Origin of the sequence: Methylotenera sp. L2L1 (genome assembly GCF_000744605.1) — a bacterium.
Classification (GTDB): Bacteria; Pseudomonadota; Gammaproteobacteria; order Burkholderiales; family Methylophilaceae; genus Methylotenera.
Map to the genome: position 1 here is coordinate 1,377,937 of NZ_JQMG01000001.1, position 18,540 is coordinate 1,396,476.

Below are 18,540 nucleotides of genomic sequence, written 5' to 3' on the forward strand. Positions count from 1 at the left end.
ATTTTGTTCTGTGACAGAGGGTGTAAATAATTTTGCTTTTCCAGACTCTTCCATATAGTTAAATCATTGAGTGAGTCGTTGGGAATTTATTCAGTGAATTATTTCATTCAGTTTTCAGAAATCTTAACTTACTTTATTGAGCGCCTTGAATGAAAAACCCTAGCTTAAAGCTGGGTCCTGTCGTATCAAGAACAAGGAATTACTTGTTCATTAGGTACATTGTTACTTCAAAGCCCAAACGCATTTCTACAGCTACTTGTGTTTTCCATATAAAAATCTCCTAAGGTTTTTTCAATCACAGTTTAAATTTAGCGATTTTTTAATGCGTGCTATCAAAACATTAATAACAGCTAAGTAATGGCAAGAGATATATTGCTTCAAATCCTTAGAAAAATTTATACATAAGTTTAAAGATTAAATTTGCATTTAGTTAGCCAGCTAACTATAATGAGCCTAACTAGAGTTTGGCTCATCTTCTTATTTCAGTTGATGACTGCTAAATTCTGTTATTAATGATGCTTGGACAAATTAGCTGCAAGCGACATGAAAAATTATTTATTTCATGGTTTTTTACACTTCAATTAAGGATTACCCCATATGAAATCACTGTTTAAAAACACACTCGCGATAATAACTTTTAGCCTTGTAACAGCAAGTATTGCATTTGCTGAAGAAATGACCGCCCAAACAACTGTAGAGGCATTAAACAATACATGGAATAAAGCCTTTAATAATTCAGATGCTAGTTCACTTGCTAGTTTATATGCAGAAAATGCTGTACTTTCCCCAGGCAACGGCAAAGTTCTGACTGGACGTGCAGAGATTCAGAACTTATTTAAAAGTTTTTTTGAAGCAGGTTTGAAGAATCATAAATTGGAAATAGTCACCGTTGATGGTGATGATAAAACGCTTTATCAGGTCGCAAAGTGGAGCGCTAGTGGTCCTGAAAAGGATGGCGTAACAGCCACTTACAGCGGCATCACGACTAGTGTTTTTAAGAAAGATGCAAACGGTAAGTGGATAGCTCGCACTCACATTTGGAACGCTGGCAATTAAACTCCTCAAGAGACTAGTGCTGCATTCTGCAAAATGATAAACCCGACCATCTTTGAGCGGGTTTAGTTCTTCTGTTGATATAAGTTGTAAAGTATTAGAGGGTGTCCACTCTTCCTAAAAGTCCACAAAGTATGAATTTCGATAATCCTCTTCGCAGATTTAAAAAATGGCATATCTACTGGACTAATTAGCCTGCCTTAGGATTATAAAAATGATACTAATTTTTTGCCTAATCTAAATTTAGGTTGGTATACTAAAGTAGCAACACACTTATCGGTCGTCTTGAAAATACGCGCCGATACTAAAGAGGTCTCGACCCTGCCTCGTTTTATTTTCCATAAGCGTTTTTACAAACGAGATGGAAAAAAACGATAACTTCTGAGAATGAAAGTGTCGAAAGTGAATGGCTCTGTCAAAAACTTAAGTCTTCAAATCTGCACTTGCATCTCACTGGCGCTAATGCTCTCATTGATTGGAGCTAAGATTGTTTATGCGTTTTCCCCAGACAGCCAGGCCAGTGCTCAAGTACAAAAAACTCCCCAGCAGAAACAAATACAAACCAACACGCTGATTGTTGGTAGTGAGCAAGATTTCCCGCCATTTGCCACTGGCATGACTGATGAAACCGCTGGTGGCTTTACCGTAGAACTATGGAAGGCAGTCGCAACAGAGGCGGGTCTAAACTACCATATACGCGTATTGCCTTTCACTGAACTTCTTCAGGAGTTTAAAGCAGGCAAAATAGATGTATTGATTAACCTCAACATCACAGATGAGGCTCAAGCTTATGCAGACTTCTCTGTCCCACATACCATTTTTAAAGGCGGAATATTTGTTCGAAAGAATGAATCACGTGTTAATTCAGAGTCTGATCTTAATGGTAAATCTATCATCATGATTAAGGATGATGTAGAGACATCGTACGCGAGATCAAGGGGATGGGATAAACAATTAGTATTGGTTAATAATGCGGAAGAAGGAATGCGTTTGTTAGCCTCTGGCAAGCATGACGCCATGTTAGTCAACAAAGTTGTTGGCTTGCAATCATTAGCCAGCAATGGGATTACCAATATTAAAGCTTTAAAAGTGAACGCGGGATTTACGCAAAAGTTTGCATTTGCTGTACATGACGGTGAGTCTGATTTGTTGAGCAAAATTAACGAAGCATTTGCCATCACTAAAGCCAACAAAACCTACGATAGCATTTATGAAAAGTGGTTTGGTGTTTACTCAGAAAAAGAGATTGGTCTTCGTGACTTACTCAAGTACATTATCCCCATTGTTTTATTGTTTACCTGCGTCTTAGCTTATTCTTTATTTCGGCGTAGGGCTGAACGCAAACAGGCTGAGTTATTGCTGAGAAGCCGTCAACAGCAACTTAACTTTGTGCTCGAGGCTAGTGGTCTTGGTTTCTGGGATTGGCATATCTCCTCAGGGGAAGTAGAGCGGAATCATATCTGGGCTGAGATGCTTGGATACACTTACGAGGAGATTAAGCACACCATAAACCAGTGGGCAGACTTTGTACATCCTGATGATGTCGAAAATGCCTGGAAGTCTATTAACGATGTGCTTGAAGGGCGCACCTCAGTACATGAGTTGGTGTATAGAATGCGCACTAAGAATGGTGACTACAAATGGATATTAGATCGTGCAAAAGTTGTAGAGCGTGACGCAGAAGGCAAAGCCGTTCGAATGATTGGCTCGCACAGGGATTACACCGAACGTAAAAATCTTGAATTAGAACTTACCAGACAGGCGCATTTAGACTACCTCACTGGCTTGTCTAATCGCAGACACTTTATGGAGCAAGCTGAAATAGAGTTGTCACGTGCCATTCGTTACAACACACAGCTTTCTGTTTTGATGTTAGATATTGATTTCTTTAAGAACGTGAACGACACCTATGGCCATCAAGTAGGTGATGCCGTTCTGCAAGCGCTAAGTAAAATCTGTCAAGAGACATTACGTCAAGTGGATATAGCAGGTCGCATCGGTGGTGAAGAGTTTGCCATCCTTTTGCCAGAAGCCGAGGTTAAAGAGGCGCTAGAAGTGGCTGAGCGTTTGCGCGAAACTGTCGCCAAAACGGAAGTGGATATACCCGTTGGTTTGCCTATACAGTTTACAGTTTCTATTGGTGTTGCTGCGGTTATTAATAAAAACGTTAATATTGACACGCTACTTAATCAAGCAGACAAAGCCTTGTATAAGGCCAAGGAAACAGGACGCAATAAAGTTTGTGTTTACTAAGTATAGGTTGATATCTGGCGACAGTCAGCTTTGCGGATAAAGCCCCCAATTAAGTTGGCTACTTATTCATTCATTTAGAAGTTTCAGTTGGTTTAATGCAATAGACTCAAGTTCTTTTGCTACCTTGTTGTTAGATAACCTACATTCACTGGCAAAGTTTGAATAGGCTTTACGGTTATGTTCAATTAAACCATCAAATATTTGATTTGCTACCAAGAATGAAACATTAAATCGCTGTATTCCATCCGTGAATATTTTCCTAGGCGTTTGTTTATTCTTTTTGTTAACGAGCTCAATAAAATCTATCTGGATTCCAGACTTTGTCTTAACCATCCTTGGTATCACAACACCATCTACAATCTCAACCATTGCGTCAAATCTAGAAATATTAATCAAACCTACGTTGGGCACTTCTATTTTGACATCACAGGATAAAACCGTACTTGACTCTGAGTTGAAATGATAAATTCTAAAGAAGTGTAATGCATCAAAACTCCCATGGTAACAGGCCAAAGCCTCATCCTTAAAAGTACCCTCGAACTTAACGCCATCATCAGCAATATATTGCTTACCATCAGCTGAATGATTAATGAGCTCGATGATAGGCATAAGTTTCGACTCATTCCCAATTCGAATCTGTCGACTAGCAAGGTACTCTTTTAAGTAGTCTTTAACGCTTTTTTTATCAAAATCTTCGTCATGCCAACCAAAAAGCAATAGAAACTGTTTAATTTTCTTTGGTAGTTTTGTCAGCTCATTATGATATTCGCTCAATTCATTGATGCCGACATTACTCCATCCAAAGAACTGTTGATAGCTTTCATAAAAATCAACCCATGCAGGCTCTAATTCAAGCTTAGGCTTAATTCTAATGTGATTGTCACGGTCTAAAACTAACCAGCTTGGAGATGCTAGTAGCTTGCTTGGGATTTTGATTTTGATAGGTTTATTTGGGTTTATTGGAAATATTCCCCTTCCATAGCGACCATGGCGCAATTCGATATTGTCAGCAACGCCGCCTAATGCCCTAAATTTATCAAGAATCTCTGTAAACTGCATATTTATTGGGCCATTTATTTAAGTATCATCTTTGCCTATATAATAAACCAAATAACAATCGCGACTAATTAAAGCATTACTAACAAACTAGTATGAAAAATCAATCTGCCTTGATCTTAGTTTCTCAACAAAACGGTATTAGCTTTACCTCAATGGTTAAGCCAGAAAAGAATATATTCATTAAAAGTATGACTAAGCTAGGCTTAGTTTTGATAATGTTTATGCTTTCTCCTGCTGCACTTGCTATGCAAATTTTCGTTAAAACGCTTACTGGGAAAACTATCACGCTTGAGGTCGAGAATAGTGATTCTATTGAAAGCCTTAAAGCTAAGATTCAAGATAAAGAAGGTATTTCACCAGACCAGCAGCGATTGCTTTTTGCAGGTAAAGAGCTTGAAGATGGTAGGACACTTTCCGATTACAACATCCAAAAAGAAAGTACACTACAATTACTGTTGCGTACACAAGCAACCACATCAATCGATGTGGCAACGCAAAATCAACAGGCCATGCAATCCTATGTTGTGCAGCGTTTCACTGCAAGCCAAATCAACAACATTACCGACCACTTTCAGCGACTTCATCAAAACTTTAATGTTAAGAACAACAGTTTTTCTTTTAGTAGCTCCAATCCAGTTGTTGGCTCGCTGACATCATTGTTGGGTGGCCACGTCTCGACTGAGACTTCACAAGTCAAATTTCTACCTAAAGAATCTATAGGAAAGCCTATCATCCTTGCAGGAAATACGAATGAAAACACTCAGCCGCCACAAACTATGTCCGATGCTGATAATTCAATGTTGACAGAAACGAATAATTTACTCTCATTCAATCAGCGAGTCTTTGATAATCTGCCAATAGGCATATGGGCGACTGGAAGTTTGGACTATGGTGCTATTGATAGACAAGGTGCTAATAATAAATTTTCTAGTCAAGGAATAACATTGGGTATTGATTACCAATTAGCGAATAGTCTGATTGTTGGTGGTGCACTTGGTTATGGTTTTGATAAGACAGATATTGATGATTTTGGAAGTGAAACAAGATCTCATCAAACTACTGGTAGCATTTACGGAAGCTATCAAGTAGCTTCTGATTGGTATATTGATGGTGTGCTAGGCTACGGCAAGACATCATTTGATAACAGACGTTGGTCTGTGACAGATAGTCTGCACTTATCTGGAAATCGTGACGGACATGTGACATTTGGAAGCCTTGGATTAAGTAGCATCATTCAAGTACAACGAGTCAGTTTGCAACCCTATATAAGAACTGATGTTACGTCTACTCGGCTGGATAAGTACTCAGAAACTGGCTCAACTAATGCTTTAACATATGATGATAGTAAAATCACCTCTAAAGCTGTATTAACTGGCTTAAATGCATTTTACGATATCAAGTTAGCGTCAGCTACGTTTACGCCTTCAATCAAAATTCAATATTCACGCAACTTTGGTGGGGATATTACTCAGAATATGTACGTTTCCAATTTAGGTGCGAGTAGTCAAAATTACAATCTTGCTACTAATGCCAATCCGAATGATTTTGGTTCTTTAGGTCTTGGTCTTAGATACAAAGCCCAAAAAAACATCATTGTTGATTTGGCATTCGCAACATCTTCTGGTTCGAATTCTTATCATACCAACAACTTTAGGCTTGATGTTAATTTAGGTTTTTAAGTAGTTAATGAGGGCTGTTATGCTTATGGTGTTAATCTCCGCCCAACGCTCACTGCATATGCACTTGGTCTAGCGAGCAGCACTGGATTATTGGTAGGTTCAATACCATCTAGTAATAACAATGGGTTAAATGCTAAAGATTTTTCCGCTTCAATATTATATGGAACCATGTCTTCAACATGAATTATCCCAAGTTCAACTAACTTTCTGTCATCAGGCCAAACTACACTTGGGTCATTGATAACATCATCTTTATCAGCAATCTGAGCCAAAAGTTTGAAGGCTGGATTTGTTTTCTTTAGGCGCTCAGGCAATTCTTCAAATAGATAATTTGGTTCGGCACTTTTTACTTGGTCAGGGCTTAAAGCTTTCTTCCCATTCACCGGGATGATTTGATAGCGCGCATAACTTTTTTGACCATTTGCATTTATAAATTCAAATGCATTAATTCCAAAGTAACTTGCTGTAGTAAAACTTACTGGGAAGTCCCTAGGTATAGCAATAAATCTTTGCAAAGAGGGTGTTTCTGAAATCAATTGATCTAAGGTACTTGGTTTAGTTGATTCCCCCTTAGAGGCAATAATTGCATTTAGAAACCCTAAAAACTTCTCTGGCGTTGATACTGGAAACGCATTGATAGATAGGCTAACAATATCTGTTATTGATCCATTGGGTAATTCAAACCTGATTGCCATCCCGCGTGGATTGGCACTTGGATTGTTGTCTTCTATTGTGGGCACTCCCCCTGCATTAGAAAACCTTATGGTTAGCTTGCTTGGAGTTTTTTGTAAGTGTGCAGCTTTAGTAATACTAGAAGCAGATTGTGATGGAATAAATGTGCCCGTCAGAAGAACTCCTTTGTTGTGACTAACACGCAAACCTTTGTACGGACCCTTTGCAATAGTTGTTTGAGCATCAACAAGTTGCTCAAACACGGGTTTTGATGGACTAGTATCTGCTTGAGCAACTGAATATAGCATCACTAACAAAACAGATGACACAGTCTTTAAAGAAATAAGGTTTGGGATATTCATCATGTGATTTAGTCTATTTATTCGTATAAAACGTTAGCGTTACTTGGGTATGTACCAATATCAAAATACTAAGTTCTGATTTAATCAACGATTTGTGTAATCGTATCTACAATCGACATCTAAGCGGGACAAAGCGGATTAGCAATTTTATTTGCTTAGTAGCTATTCCATGTGGTTTTCACTTTAGATTTTTAGGTAAAAACCATCTACTACGTCAAGAAAGGTTAATTTCTCTCTTTACCATTTTAAAATTGACAGCTTAATTGTAAATTTATCCTCAAATCTACTAATTGCTGTTAATTTTTCACACAAGTTAATTTGCTCTATTTTGGTGCACTATATAAAATGGTTCTATTCTGGTGCAATTTTAAATTTAGGAAATAATAGATGCCTTACGTAGCTGAGACAATAGATCGATTGAAAAAATCTGGCCCTGCAGAATTTGAATTCTATCAGGCGGTTGACGAGGTTTTAACTTCATTACGCCCATTGTTGGATAAAAATCCAAAATATAAAAAAAATGGCATCATAGAGCGCATAGTAGAACCAGAACGTCAAATTATGTTCCGTATCGCATGGGTTGATGATCTTGGACATGTGCAAGTTAATAAAGGATATAGAGTACAGTTTAATTCCGCACTTGGACCATACAAAGGTGGTATCCGATTTCATCCAAGTGTCTATGGTGGGATTGTTAAGTTTTTAGGGTTTGAGCAGATTTTTAAAAACTCACTTACAGGGTTGGCAATTGGTGGTGGCAAGGGAGGTAGTGATTTTGACCCTAAAGGCAAATCAGACAATGAAATAATGCGGTTCTGCCAAGCTTTCATGACAGAGCTATATCGTCATATCGGGCCAACCGTTGATGTACCAGCCGGTGACATTGGCGTTGGTGGTCGTGAAATCGGTTATATGTACGGTCAATATAAGCGTATAACAGGTAGTTTTGATGGCGTGCTCACGGGTAAAAAGATCCCTTGGGGTGGCTCACTAGGCCGCACACAAGCTACCGGTTATGGAGCAGTGTATTTTGCGCAAAATATGTTAGAAAACCGTGGTGACAGTCTAGAAGGAAAGACTTGCATAGTATCTGGTGCTGGCAACGTTGCAATTTATACAATAGAAAAACTTTATCAGCTTGGCGCAAGACCAGTTGCATGCAGTGACTCACGTGGCATGATCTATCATGAAAATGGGATTGATCTTGCTGTGTTAAAACAAGTAAAAGAAGTTGAGGCTGCATGTTTATCTAAGTATCTAAACTACCATCCAGACGCAAAATATACATCAGTCGCTGATTACCCATCAGGTAGAAACCATATATGGTCTATACCATGCCAAGCTGCTTTTCCATGTGCAACTCAAAATGAACTTAATGAAGCTGATGCGGAAGTATTGCTGAAAAATGGCTGTCTATGCATATCTGAAGGAGCTAACATGCCGTCTACATCGAATGCTGTGGAGAAAATTCTTAAGGCTGCCATTGCTTATGGTCCAGGTAAGGCGGCCAATGCTGGCGGTGTTGCCACAAGTCAGCTGGAAATGGCACAAAACTCAAGCATGCAGCAATGGACGTTCGCAGAAGTTGATGGCAAGCTATTCAATATAATGAAAAATATCTACACGAGTGCTAGTGAAACTGCAAAAGAGTTTGGTCAGCCAGATAATTTAGTCTTAGGTGCTAATATTGCTGGTTTCCGTAAGGTAGCCGATGCGATGATTGATCAGGGGGTTATGTAATTATTGTTTTTTGTAATTCATAGACTTCATTCCAGTTATATTGAGACGAAGCCTATCATTAGAGATATATAAAAGATTCTTCAGTATTAAAAATTATATGAGTACGCTTGAGACACCGATTTTGTATGCATTTGACATGAAGTTACGAGGTTCACATTTACACAAATGTTGATGAAAATAAATTTAATCATTATTCATTCATTTTTATGAACAATTTTTGATTTATTTTATATTTTTATATTAATTAAATTGGATTTAGAATTATTAGAGCGTAACTACTTAATTCCACTTTAACCGCAGGATGATTTCTAGATGCTTGATTTAATTTGGCTTACCGTGCTGTCCGAGTTTTCAGATTTATCTAATGTCACCCAAATCACAAAGGTCGTGCTCAGGTTAATTACAGCGTCTATTCTTGGTGGACTATTGGGTTATGAGCGAGAGATGAAAGGGAAGTCAGCTGGCATCAGAACGCATATGTTAGTAGCATTAGGCGCAGCAATTTTTATCATCGTGCCACAACAGGCAGGGGTCTCACCTGAAGAAGTCTCTAGAGTGCTACAAGGTCTGATTGCAGGCGTTGGCTTTCTTGGTGCGGGCGCAATTATGATTGGTCAGCAAAAGGAAAATGAAACAGGATTAACTACAGCTGCCTCCATTTGGATTACAGCAGCTATAGGCGTTACTGTTGGTATGGGTTTTGAGGCAACCGCAGTGTTAAGTACGCTGATGACTTTAGCTATTCTTGCTTTGGTACCACGCTATCGGAAACATTTGAAAGATTAAGTATGCTGCTCATGAGCCTACACGATTATTTCGGGCCTTTTGAAAGTAGTTCCTTCTCAAATAAGAAAGCACATTTTCATATGTACGTCTTTGTTTGAGAAAAGATTGATGCTAATTTAAACTACTGAATTCATAAAATAAGTTTTCAATATGTGATTGAGTAGCCAAGATAAGCGAATGGTTGCATCCGACTCTCAACAATTGGGCTATTGGCTTGTTCATCACTTAATCGAGTAACCGATGTGCCAAAAAGTACAAAACTATCTTTACCTACTGCATATGAACCATTCACACCAACTTTAAATTCAGTACCAGATCCTGCAGAGTAAGCAGGTCGAAATTGTGATGTTTCGTTTGAACCTACGCCAAAGTAGTAATCGTTAAACTTATGATCGTTCCAAGTCACGCCTAAACTGCCGTTAAGTTTGAGTTTTTTATCACGAATCAGATTTTTGATATATTGCAATTCAACCGTCTGTCCATTACTGGCACCGCCGACGTCAAAAGCCCACTGTGCGTTGAAAGTGCCGTAATCTGTTTGCCACCGAACTGTTGGTCCTAAATCAACAGTGAAATCACGATCGGTCATGCCACGTGTTAGCTTTCCGTCATCCGCATCCCATCCAAACCTAGCTTGTGTGGCGATACCAAACCTTAGACGTTTATCATCTGAATCTAGCAACCAAACGCCGGCTTGCAAAGCGTTTATATAAAAGCGGTCACCATAGTTTGCATTAATGATAGGTAGTGCTAGAACCCTGAACTCATCTGAACCAGATGTTTTTGGTAACACTGCAACACCAATCCCATAGAGGTTTTTACTGCGAGGTATTGCTGTTTCTGTGTCTCGATCAATTTTATCGTTGGCATAAGCGGTTGATAAAAGTGAAAGACTTGCAATTAAACTGATTACATTAAAAGTTACAATATTTTTCATAAATTACTTTTTTATTGGTTATGTTGTTGTGGTTGATCTAAGCCTTGAGTCAATTAAATTCCAAGATAGTTCTCAATATTTGTAATGATCTATTCAGGGTTATGAGTAGACTACAAATGTGAGTGCTTACGCGTTATCTCCGGCTGCCAACTTTGCGGACTTAATAGACCTTTGGCAAATTTTGCGGGACAAAACTTCTGTTAATTTAGGCTTTTAAGATTTTTTTACTTGTAGGATACCGCTACTAGAAGTAGGCCATGATATTGCCTCAAATTATTGACCTTTCTGATAGAAACTAAATCTGTTCCGACCTTGTGCTTTTGAATCATACAAAGCGATATCAGCTTCTTTTAAAAGCTCTTTAACACTGACAGGATCATCAGGGTTAAAAATCGAGATTCCTATACTTAAATGAATCGTAATTTCTTTATCTAATACCAACCAAGGGCTAGCGAACACTTGTGTCAGTTTGTGCGCGATTGCATGTACATTATCTAAAACTTTAAATTCTTTCAGCAATACAATAAACTCATCTCCCCCTACGCGACTGACCGTATCACTATCACGCAACGTGGCTTTGATTCCGTTAGCAACTATTTTAATGACTTCATCCCCAAAATCGTGACCATAAGTGTCATTAATCTTTTTAAAATAATCGATATCAATGATGAGAATTGCCATCATTTTGTGTAAGCGTTTACAGGAGTAATGGGCAACCTCCATACGTTTTTGCAAAAGCCTGCGGTTCGGTAAATGGGTCAGGCTATCAAGCATGGCTTGCTCAGATAACATGCCTACAGCTTGGATTGTGCGGTAAGCCGTCACTCCAAATAATAGGCTTAATAAAAATCCAATAATCTGATAAATAATTAGCTGATCTGTGAACGTGTTTGTGTGGTTTTTAATCGCCCACTCCCACTTGCCATTTGGCACGATACTGGTTTGCTGATAGGTGTTTTTATCTGTAAACAACTTTGGATCACCATAAAAGACTTTTTTATCATCATATGTTCGGATGGCGAATTGATGATTTTTTGGCGTATTTTTGAATGCTGAATCCAAAAATTCATTGGTATTGATTACCGTAGACATGATTCCCCAATACTCTCCATCTAGGAATATCGGATAGCGATAAATAAAGCCTTGCCCACCTTGTATCAAATCAACAGGTCCATCAAAAACACCTTGGCGGGTTTCTATCGCCTGTTTTACTTTAGGCCATTGCTGGGGGATATTACGAAAATCCGTCCCAATTATTTTTAAATTATTAGCCTCTGGATATATGTATGTTAATTGATAACCAACGGCTACTCCTAAATTACGGACATGCTTGGAGCGTTCCCATAAATCTTTAAGAATGAATTTAATTTTCTTCGGCCGCAGATCATCTCTATATGCTGAGATGTAGCTTGCCATCCCGTTGGAAATAAACAAAATTGAATTTAATTCACGGTCTACTTCAGTCCAAAGTAGGTTGCCATACACAGACGACTTTAGTGTTTCATCTGCTTTTAACTTCTGCTTTTGCAGATTAAGAAAATGGCTAAAGAAAAGGAATGCCACTAGCGCAATGATTGTAGCGACTACGAGACACTTAATATTCCATATCTTATTAGCATTCATAGTAAAATTATAAATGAATTGCTAAAAAATATGCCTTGGTAATTGAAGTTTGATTAATAGTTAAATGTTGCAAACGTTTGTCCGCTTTGCGGATATTTCTGCCTGATTGAATTTATTCAATTATCTCATTTACTCCGCCCCAGAAAGCCGATGTCATATCATGACACCGAATCATTTTGTCTTAATAGGACTTTTAAATAATGACTTATCACTCATTGTCAGTTCGAGTCTACCTTAACTGACACCTTGAAATATCATGATTGATTGTCAGATGAAATTGAAATGGCAAAATTTGACAGGATGTAAATGCATGCTATAGATCTTAATAGGCAGTTAACTATTAAGGAATATAAAAGTCATGACAGGACAACATGTAGGCTATATCAGGGTTTCCAGTATTGATCAAAATACCATCAGGCAACTGGATGGTATCAGTCTTAACAAGACATTCACTGAAAAATTGTCAGGTAAGGACACAAAGCGCCCCATACTTCATGAATGTCTTTCCTACATCAGGCAAGGTGACACATTGCATGTACATTCTATTGATCGATTAGCACGTAATGCGAAAGACTTGCTCAATCTGGTTGAACAGATTCTAGCAAAGGGGGCGACCGTCAGTTTCAATAAAAACAATCTGGTTTTCTCCCCAGACTCTAAAGACCATATGGCCAAGCTGCAACTCACCATGCTGGCTGCATTTGCCGAGTTTGAACGTGAACTTATTCGTGAGCGCCAACTGGAAGGCATTGCGATTGCCAAGGCAGATGGTAAGTATAGCGGGAGGCGTAAAGTTACTGATGAAGTTATTGAAAAAGCTAAAGCCAGGACTAAAAATGGGGAACCTCTATCCAGAGTTGCCAAAGAGTTAAATATTTCTCGAGAAACACTCTATAAATACGGCGTTAGATCTGCGTTACCATTTGGTAACCATGTTAAAGATTAAGTATGCAGATAACTTGTTAGTCTTAATTTTTAGTAAAGGTTGCACTAATTAAATGTTTTGATATTTTGAATTTACGGGCTAATTAATAGGTTGGCTCTAATAAATATTTAAATCACTTAAGGAAACATTTATGCGCTTATTACTGGCAATATTTTTACCATTCATTTCATTTTTTACTATTGGTCGACCATTTGCGGGGTTTGTATGTTTATTTCTGCAGGTCACCCTTATAGGTTGGATACCAGCTGCTATATGGGCAGTGTTTGCATTAGGTCAGTACAAGACAGATAAAAAGATAGAAGGTGCACTTTTACGTAACCCAAGAAATCAATCTTTATCATAAGACAAAGCCAATTATCACGCACTAGTATTATTAGGTGCGTGATAAAATTTTGTTTGTTATGATTGAAGAGTTAATCTAATAAGTTTAGCCAAAAAAGTATGTGTTGCTTAACTCTCGTATGTCAGATAAATCCGCAAAGCGGACGGTTAGCATAAACATGCCATAGTCAGAAGTCAGCCTAAAGCCGACACCCAACTTAGAGGTCAGGTGCGCGGCGCGGCTTTATCGCGCAGTGTCACCTGCACCGCAGTGTTATGTGCTTTTAGCCAGTTCATAAAGCCCTTTGCATTCCAAAACCTCATAAGCCATTTGTCGAATCAACGGTAAATGGTGGTTGCTCATGCCACCCTCGAACAGCTTGCCATTGATTCTCACGGTTGCGTCTGGCCCTCGTTTCACCTTCCTCGTTTTCTCATTTGGATTTGCGTCAACATGGGCTCCACCATCTTGGTTTGCAGCGGAGAGAATGATGTCTTTTCTTGATAAGGCAATCGCTCCCTCCAGCCATATTTGCTCTTGCCACCAGTCGTCAATAACCAGAACTGACCGCGTAGGCCAACTATTCGTTGGAGCTTGAACGCCTCGAGATGTGAGCATCACGGGAATCACAGTGTGCCAATGCACATTCCCATATTCAGCGCTCATCGACTTCTGTGACGCGAAAGTAGAAATGAGATGTATCGATTCCTTACGTTGAAGGTGCTTGAGCAGTGAGATGCTGTGCGCAGTGTCGTGAAACATGACCCTTAGCGATACGGCAACCCGAAGAGCTTCTTCTTTGTGGCCCTGGTCATACAACTCGCACGACCGAGCGATGAACGAAAGGTGAGTCTTCAGGTTTTCGGAGAAGTCATTCATTTGGAACCCAACACATAACGTTTGAATTAAGTGGCGCCGCTAGGCGTCCCGCTTGAATGTTGGGTTCGGTCGCATTAGTGAACAGCAATCTTAGATTGAAACTGGTGAGGAATAAAATTAACGCACTCGAGTTCGTACCATAAGACTACGCTATTACAAAAATATTTTCCGTCCTTTGCGGTCGTTTCTGCTAATCGTTCAAATGACTGGCGGGACTGATTCATGGAGTCGCTTGTTGCAGTAATGAACCCGTGCATAGATTTGTTACGATCAATTCGCCAAGCATCAAGTTTCTTAAAAAGTAAGATGGTCGATTCGTCCAAGTTTACAGCGCTTTTGCTAATTGCTTTGAGTAGTCTGTTGAATGACGGGTTGTCTAGCACAGTGCCTATATTGACTAAATAATTGAAAAGGCAGTTGCTAATTAGGCTTTCCTGAAGTGTAATAGCCTCAAGAAAGTAGCCATCGAGAATGGCCTGTTCTACGCGGGACAAAGCGGCCATATAGGATTCATGCCGTGTTTTCAGGAGTTCTGTAGCAGCATCGAAGTCAATCTTTTTATACCTCGAAAGATGTAACGCTTCGAAGAGTGAAAACCCTTTATCTTGAATACCCTTTCTATCAAACTCTTTTTGGAATGAATAGAAAGCGTTGTGGTACCCATTAATGAATCCATACACTGCTACCCATTCTTCTTTAACCCAGTCAAAATACTTTGTAGGACTGTCGGGCTCAGGTATTTGCATCAGGATATGACCGATGTCGTAAATCCAATCATGTGAAATTTGGACAAGTGCTGCTAAGTGAACGCATGTTGCCTTTTTCTCTGGATACACAAAAGCCAAAGCCGGTGACCAATCAATAATCCGCTTATAGTATATGTAGTGGCGTTCACTATCTGCCACGAATCTTTCTCTAATCATATTCACTAAGAGCATGTATATGTCAACTGGCTGTGGGGACTTTTCAGGGATCCCATCAAAGTTAAAGCAAGCCGAAAGATAGACACAGAACGGCTCAAGCAACAAGCATCCATCATCTTCGATGTATTTGTAGCTTGCGATCTCATCGAGAAAGTCTTGTTGTTTCTTAAGGTCATCATAACTATTCATAAATCAAATCCGTGGTCAACTACTTAAACTAGGAAAGAGCAATGTGTGGCATTTGCGACCCAAAGTTGGAGGTAATGGGTGCGGTGTCGGTTTGCCGGCGGAGCGTTCCTCTGGAGCGGCGGGATAGGCGTTGTTTCGGAGGCCGTCTTCAAGAGTTCAGTATTTCCGAAAGGCGTTCCAGGTCTGCAAGTAAGCGCTTAAGTTTCGGTGGTTCTGCGACATACCAATCCCGAATTCCGTACATGACTTTGGCACCTTGCTCCAGCACTTCTATGTTGGCAGTGCTAGTAGTCACCCGAAGACCAGCAGGGCTGCGAAGGCTGGCCTTGGAACGCATCCACTGCATGGGCTCGGAGCCTGAAACATGCCAAAAAGAATGAACGACTCGATTCCGAAAATCCTCAGATGCGAACAAGGCTTTGCGAACAAGTGAAATATCCACTTCCAACCACTTTGCATGTCTACGGGTCGGATATAGGTCGCAAATGAGATCGGTCTTCTGACGAAAGCTCATAGCGGCTGCCACCCGGTGTTGATCAGATTCCTCCCTCATTTTGAGAATAGAAGCAAGAATCTCGGCAACCATGTATTCGATGAACTGAAATTCGATAACCACCTTTCCAATAGCTTGGCAAAGGCGGTCTTTTTCGGAAAAGATGTCTGTGGCCATATGCATTAAGCCTAACAGTTAATACAGAAACCCATTGGTCTCTATATTAATAATTGAAAATTCGTGGGACATAGCTGGAATCTCTTGTCTTTATTTTTTTTAATTTTTCTCGTTTTCTATATTTAAATATAGATATAGAGACACAGCACAATTAACTTGATTGTAATTGAATTCTAATAGAGATTAAAATTTTTTGAATAAATGACAGGCAGCTTTGTCCCCCTGTTATGCCGAAGGCGTGTTAAACGCGAAATTAAGACTAGCTTTCCGTAATATTAATGTCTTTAGAGCACTGGCATCAGGATTAAATTGGTCTAGAACAGCATTTTCCAACTCAATGCAGCAGTCAAATCAGCATCCTGGCCAGCACTTGCAACAAAGCTACTCATGCTGATTAGATTAGCTGGGTTGACTCTATAATCAATCTCAGCACCGAGACGCGCCCAGTTCTTTTGAACTTGATTACCATCTTGACGGAAACCTATACCCACGCCAAGGGCATTAATGTTGCCTTGTATAGTGGCCACTTTATCATCAAAACGATGGGCAATTTCAGCATGCCCCAGCAGGGTTACTTGCTCGCTCAAAAGATACTTACCGGTCAATCCAATACGTAACTCTTTAGCTGTATGGTTTTGGTCTTGGAAATTTGCCGGAGCAGACCCACCAATCTCTCTATACCCATCCACCTCAGTTTTCATAAGGGAGTAAGCAATACGCGGACTGAAAGAGACCTCTCCCAAAGAGAACGCATCTTGCCAATCTATTCTGGCTCTCAGGCTATAACCCGTGATATCCGTTTCACCTTTGGATCGAACTGTACCTGCGATGGCATAGCCACGTGATAGGTTGGCATCCCACTCACCATAAACACCTAATACAGAAGCGAGTAGGGTTGTGTTTGGAATATACCAATTGACCTCAGCTACACCATATTGTCCATTGATACGACTTTTACCGTTGTTCGCTAAATCAAGATTGGAGAAGTTGCTACCCACACCAAAACCTATCATCACACCCTGATTAGAGAATTTGTGACAGGCACCCACTTCAGCAGTACCGACTGTCCCATTGGCTTGACGCCAAAGACGACTGAGATCACCGCTTACCCAACCACAACTCTGACCATTCTGTAGAGCGATCTCGGACAATGTCCTGTGATGCGCACCATTCAGTGTGAGCGAGGTAAGACCTTCCATCTGGTTACTAACGGCGTGCGTTTGCGCCATGCTGTTTGCCAAATCTGTCAGGCCGATGATGCCGTTGCCACCGCCCGTCAAATCAGGTTCGACACGTGCAATAAAAGCCTCCCTGCCATTTACAGATTGCCCATAACCGACCACAGTGTGACCATCACCACTTATGCCACGGGCTTCAGTCAACTTTGTAAATCCTACGGCGCTGACACCTGCATCTGCTAACCAGTCCTGCACTCGAATCATGCCGCCAGTCTGTGTCCAGCGGAACGCTTCCTGACCACTGGCACTAACCCCATAACCGACAACCACCGAACCATCGCTATTGACCGCATTTGCCTGACTAAGAAAACTACCCCCTGCCAGATCGCCCAGCCCCACCATGCCACCGGCCTGTGTCCAGCGAAAGGCTTCTCGACCAGCGGCACTATTCCCGAAGCCCACTACTACAGAGCCATCGCTATTGACCGCTTTCGCCTCACTAGAGAAACTACCCCCTGCTAGGTCTCCCAGCCCCACCATGCCACCGGCCTGTGTCCAGCGGAAAGCTTCGAAACCACTCGCGCTATTTCCTAAGCCAACCACTACCGAACCATCGCTATTGACCGCATTCGCCTGACTATAAGTACTTCCACCTGCTATGTCCCCCAGCCCCACCATGCCGCCGGCCTGTGTCCAGCGGAAGGCTTCTCGACCAGTGACAGTATTCCCGTAGCCCACCACTACCGAACCATCGCTACTAACCCCATATGCCTGACTAGAGAATGCTCCTCCTGCCAGATCTCCAAGCCCCACCATACCGCCGGCCTGTGTCCAGCGGAAGGCTTCGGTACCACTGGTACCATTCCCATAGCCTACCACCACTGAACCATCACTACTCACAGCATTTGCCTGACTCTGGAAGTAACTGCCAGCCAGATCTCCAAGCCCCACCATGCCACCGGCCTGTGTCCAGCGGAAAGCTTGAAAGGTAATACCACTGTATCCCACCACTACGGAACCATCGCTACTGATCGCATTTGCCTCACTATAGAAAGTTCCTCCCGCCAACTCACCCAAGCCACTGAAAGTGTCCGCGGCATAGGCTGCTGGAGAGATGAGTGGTATTGCAGAGAGCAGAGCGAGCAGGATTGGCCTGATACTCATGCCTATTGGCCTTTGGGATTTGTAATACTTAGTATTCTTAAGAAGAGAAGTTCTATTACGGGATGGTTGCACAATTTTTTTATTCGTCATTATTGAAGCTTTTTT

General features: G+C 40.6%; 16 protein-coding genes. 7 read left to right on the forward strand and 9 right to left on the reverse strand.

What is annotated here, in order from left to right:
• Positions 1-199 precede the first annotated feature (199 nt).
• Positions 200-277 (reverse strand): pyrroloquinoline quinone precursor peptide PqqA, encoded by a 78-nt coding sequence (gene pqqA, locus FG24_RS12965; RefSeq protein ID WP_369797043.1) that lies wholly within the window; start codon positions 275-277, stop codon positions 200-202.
• Positions 278-597: 320 nt separating this feature from the next.
• Between pqqA and FG24_RS06595 the strand changes: the two genes are divergently transcribed.
• Positions 598-1,056, forward strand: a complete 459-nt coding sequence (locus FG24_RS06595; protein ID WP_036302132.1) for a YybH family protein — start codon at positions 598-600, stop codon at positions 1,054-1,056.
• Positions 1,057-1,455: 399 nt separating this feature from the next.
• Positions 1,456-3,306 (forward strand): diguanylate cyclase, encoded by a 1,851-nt coding sequence (locus FG24_RS12390; protein ID WP_160172172.1) that lies wholly within the window; start codon positions 1,456-1,458, stop codon positions 3,304-3,306.
• Positions 3,307-3,372: 66 nt separating this feature from the next.
• Here the strand turns inward: FG24_RS12390 and FG24_RS06605 are convergent, their stop codons facing one another.
• A complete protein-coding gene (locus FG24_RS06605; protein ID WP_036302135.1) occupies positions 3,373-4,365 on the reverse strand; it encodes a hypothetical protein in 993 nt (330 codons plus the stop codon).
• Positions 4,366-4,457: 92 nt separating this feature from the next.
• Here FG24_RS06605 and FG24_RS12395 point away from each other — a divergent pair, with 92 nt between their 5' ends.
• Complete coding sequence (locus FG24_RS12395; protein WP_051901455.1) at positions 4,458-6,044, forward strand: autotransporter domain-containing protein; 1,587 nt, start codon at positions 4,458-4,460, stop codon at positions 6,042-6,044.
• A 23-nt stretch (positions 6,045-6,067) separates the two neighbouring features.
• On the opposite strand, the gene FG24_RS06615 is transcribed toward FG24_RS12395, so the two are convergent.
• Positions 6,068-7,081 (reverse strand): catalase family peroxidase, encoded by a 1,014-nt coding sequence (locus FG24_RS06615; protein WP_051901456.1) that lies wholly within the window; start codon positions 7,079-7,081, stop codon positions 6,068-6,070.
• Positions 7,082-7,465: 384 nt separating this feature from the next.
• On the opposite strand from FG24_RS06615, the gene gdhA reads away from it, so the two are divergent.
• Positions 7,466-8,818: an NADP-specific glutamate dehydrogenase gene (gdhA, locus tag FG24_RS06620; RefSeq protein WP_036302136.1), complete on the forward strand. Its 1,353-nt coding sequence runs from the start codon at positions 7,466-7,468 to the stop codon at positions 8,816-8,818.
• A 312-nt stretch (positions 8,819-9,130) separates the two neighbouring features.
• Entirely contained in the window at positions 9,131-9,604 is a 474-nt protein-coding gene (locus tag FG24_RS06625) for an MgtC/SapB family protein (protein ID WP_036302138.1), read from the forward strand.
• A gap of 145 nt (positions 9,605-9,749) precedes the next feature.
• Here FG24_RS06625 and FG24_RS06630 read toward each other — a convergent pair whose 3' ends face one another.
• Entirely contained in the window at positions 9,750-10,541 is a 792-nt protein-coding gene (locus tag FG24_RS06630) for a MipA/OmpV family protein (protein ID WP_036302139.1), read from the reverse strand.
• A gap of 273 nt (positions 10,542-10,814) precedes the next feature.
• Positions 10,815-12,164, reverse strand: a complete 1,350-nt coding sequence (locus tag FG24_RS06635) for a sensor domain-containing diguanylate cyclase (RefSeq protein WP_051901457.1) — start codon at positions 12,162-12,164, stop codon at positions 10,815-10,817.
• 358 nt (positions 12,165-12,522) lie between these two features.
• Between FG24_RS06635 and FG24_RS06640 the strand changes: the two genes are divergently transcribed.
• Both FG24_RS06640 and FG24_RS06645 read left to right on the forward strand, forming a co-directional pair.
• Complete coding sequence (locus tag FG24_RS06640; RefSeq protein ID WP_036302140.1) at positions 12,523-13,110, forward strand: recombinase family protein; 588 nt, start codon at positions 12,523-12,525, stop codon at positions 13,108-13,110.
• Between the two features lie 130 nt (positions 13,111-13,240).
• Entirely contained in the window at positions 13,241-13,453 is a 213-nt protein-coding gene (locus tag FG24_RS06645; protein WP_036302141.1) for a YqaE/Pmp3 family membrane protein, read from the forward strand.
• Positions 13,454-13,705: 252 nt separating this feature from the next.
• On the opposite strand, the gene FG24_RS06650 is transcribed toward FG24_RS06645, so the two are convergent.
• The 4 genes from FG24_RS06650 to FG24_RS06665 all read right to left on the reverse strand — a co-directional run bounded on the left by FG24_RS06650 (position 13,706) and on the right by FG24_RS06665 (position 18,435).
• Positions 13,706-14,311: a hypothetical protein gene (locus tag FG24_RS06650; protein ID WP_036302142.1), complete on the reverse strand. Its 606-nt coding sequence runs from the start codon at positions 14,309-14,311 to the stop codon at positions 13,706-13,708.
• Positions 14,312-14,385: 74 nt separating this feature from the next.
• Positions 14,386-15,423, reverse strand: a complete 1,038-nt coding sequence (locus FG24_RS06655; RefSeq protein ID WP_036302143.1) for a hypothetical protein — start codon at positions 15,421-15,423, stop codon at positions 14,386-14,388.
• A 148-nt stretch (positions 15,424-15,571) separates the two neighbouring features.
• Positions 15,572-16,093, reverse strand: a complete 522-nt coding sequence (locus FG24_RS06660; RefSeq protein ID WP_036302144.1) for a hypothetical protein — start codon at positions 16,091-16,093, stop codon at positions 15,572-15,574.
• A gap of 314 nt (positions 16,094-16,407) precedes the next feature.
• A complete protein-coding gene (locus tag FG24_RS06665; protein ID WP_051901458.1) occupies positions 16,408-18,435 on the reverse strand; it encodes an autotransporter domain-containing protein in 2,028 nt (675 codons plus the stop codon).
• Positions 18,436-18,540: the final 105 nt, after the last annotated feature.

Excerpts from the sequence above, each read along its gene's own strand:
- FG24_RS06665 (WP_051901458.1), bottom strand. The coding sequence starts at position 18,435 with ATGAGTATCAGGCCAATCCTGCTCGCTCTGCTCTCTGCAATACCACTC.
- FG24_RS06605 (WP_036302135.1), bottom strand. The coding sequence starts at position 4,365 with ATGCAGTTTACAGAGATTCTTGATAAATTTAGGGCATTAGGCGGCGTT.
- FG24_RS06615 (WP_051901456.1), bottom strand. The coding sequence starts at position 7,081 with ATGATGAATATCCCAAACCTTATTTCTTTAAAGACTGTGTCATCTGTT.
- FG24_RS06660 (WP_036302144.1), bottom strand. The coding sequence starts at position 16,093 with ATGGCCACAGACATCTTTTCCGAAAAAGACCGCCTTTGCCAAGCTATT.
- FG24_RS06625 (WP_036302138.1), top strand. The coding sequence starts at position 9,131 with ATGCTTGATTTAATTTGGCTTACCGTGCTGTCCGAGTTTTCAGATTTA.
- FG24_RS06640 (WP_036302140.1), top strand. The coding sequence starts at position 12,523 with ATGACAGGACAACATGTAGGCTATATCAGGGTTTCCAGTATTGATCAA.
- FG24_RS06630 (WP_036302139.1), bottom strand. The coding sequence starts at position 10,541 with ATGAAAAATATTGTAACTTTTAATGTAATCAGTTTAATTGCAAGTCTT.
- FG24_RS06645 (WP_036302141.1), top strand. The coding sequence starts at position 13,241 with ATGCGCTTATTACTGGCAATATTTTTACCATTCATTTCATTTTTTACT.
- FG24_RS06635 (WP_051901457.1), bottom strand. The coding sequence starts at position 12,164 with ATGAATGCTAATAAGATATGGAATATTAAGTGTCTCGTAGTCGCTACA.
- FG24_RS06650 (WP_036302142.1), bottom strand. The coding sequence starts at position 14,311 with ATGAATGACTTCTCCGAAAACCTGAAGACTCACCTTTCGTTCATCGCT.
- FG24_RS06595 (WP_036302132.1), top strand. The coding sequence starts at position 598 with ATGAAATCACTGTTTAAAAACACACTCGCGATAATAACTTTTAGCCTT.
- FG24_RS12395 (WP_051901455.1), top strand. The coding sequence starts at position 4,458 with ATGAAAAATCAATCTGCCTTGATCTTAGTTTCTCAACAAAACGGTATT.
- FG24_RS06655 (WP_036302143.1), bottom strand. The coding sequence starts at position 15,423 with ATGAATAGTTATGATGACCTTAAGAAACAACAAGACTTTCTCGATGAG.
- gdhA (WP_036302136.1), top strand. The coding sequence starts at position 7,466 with ATGCCTTACGTAGCTGAGACAATAGATCGATTGAAAAAATCTGGCCCT.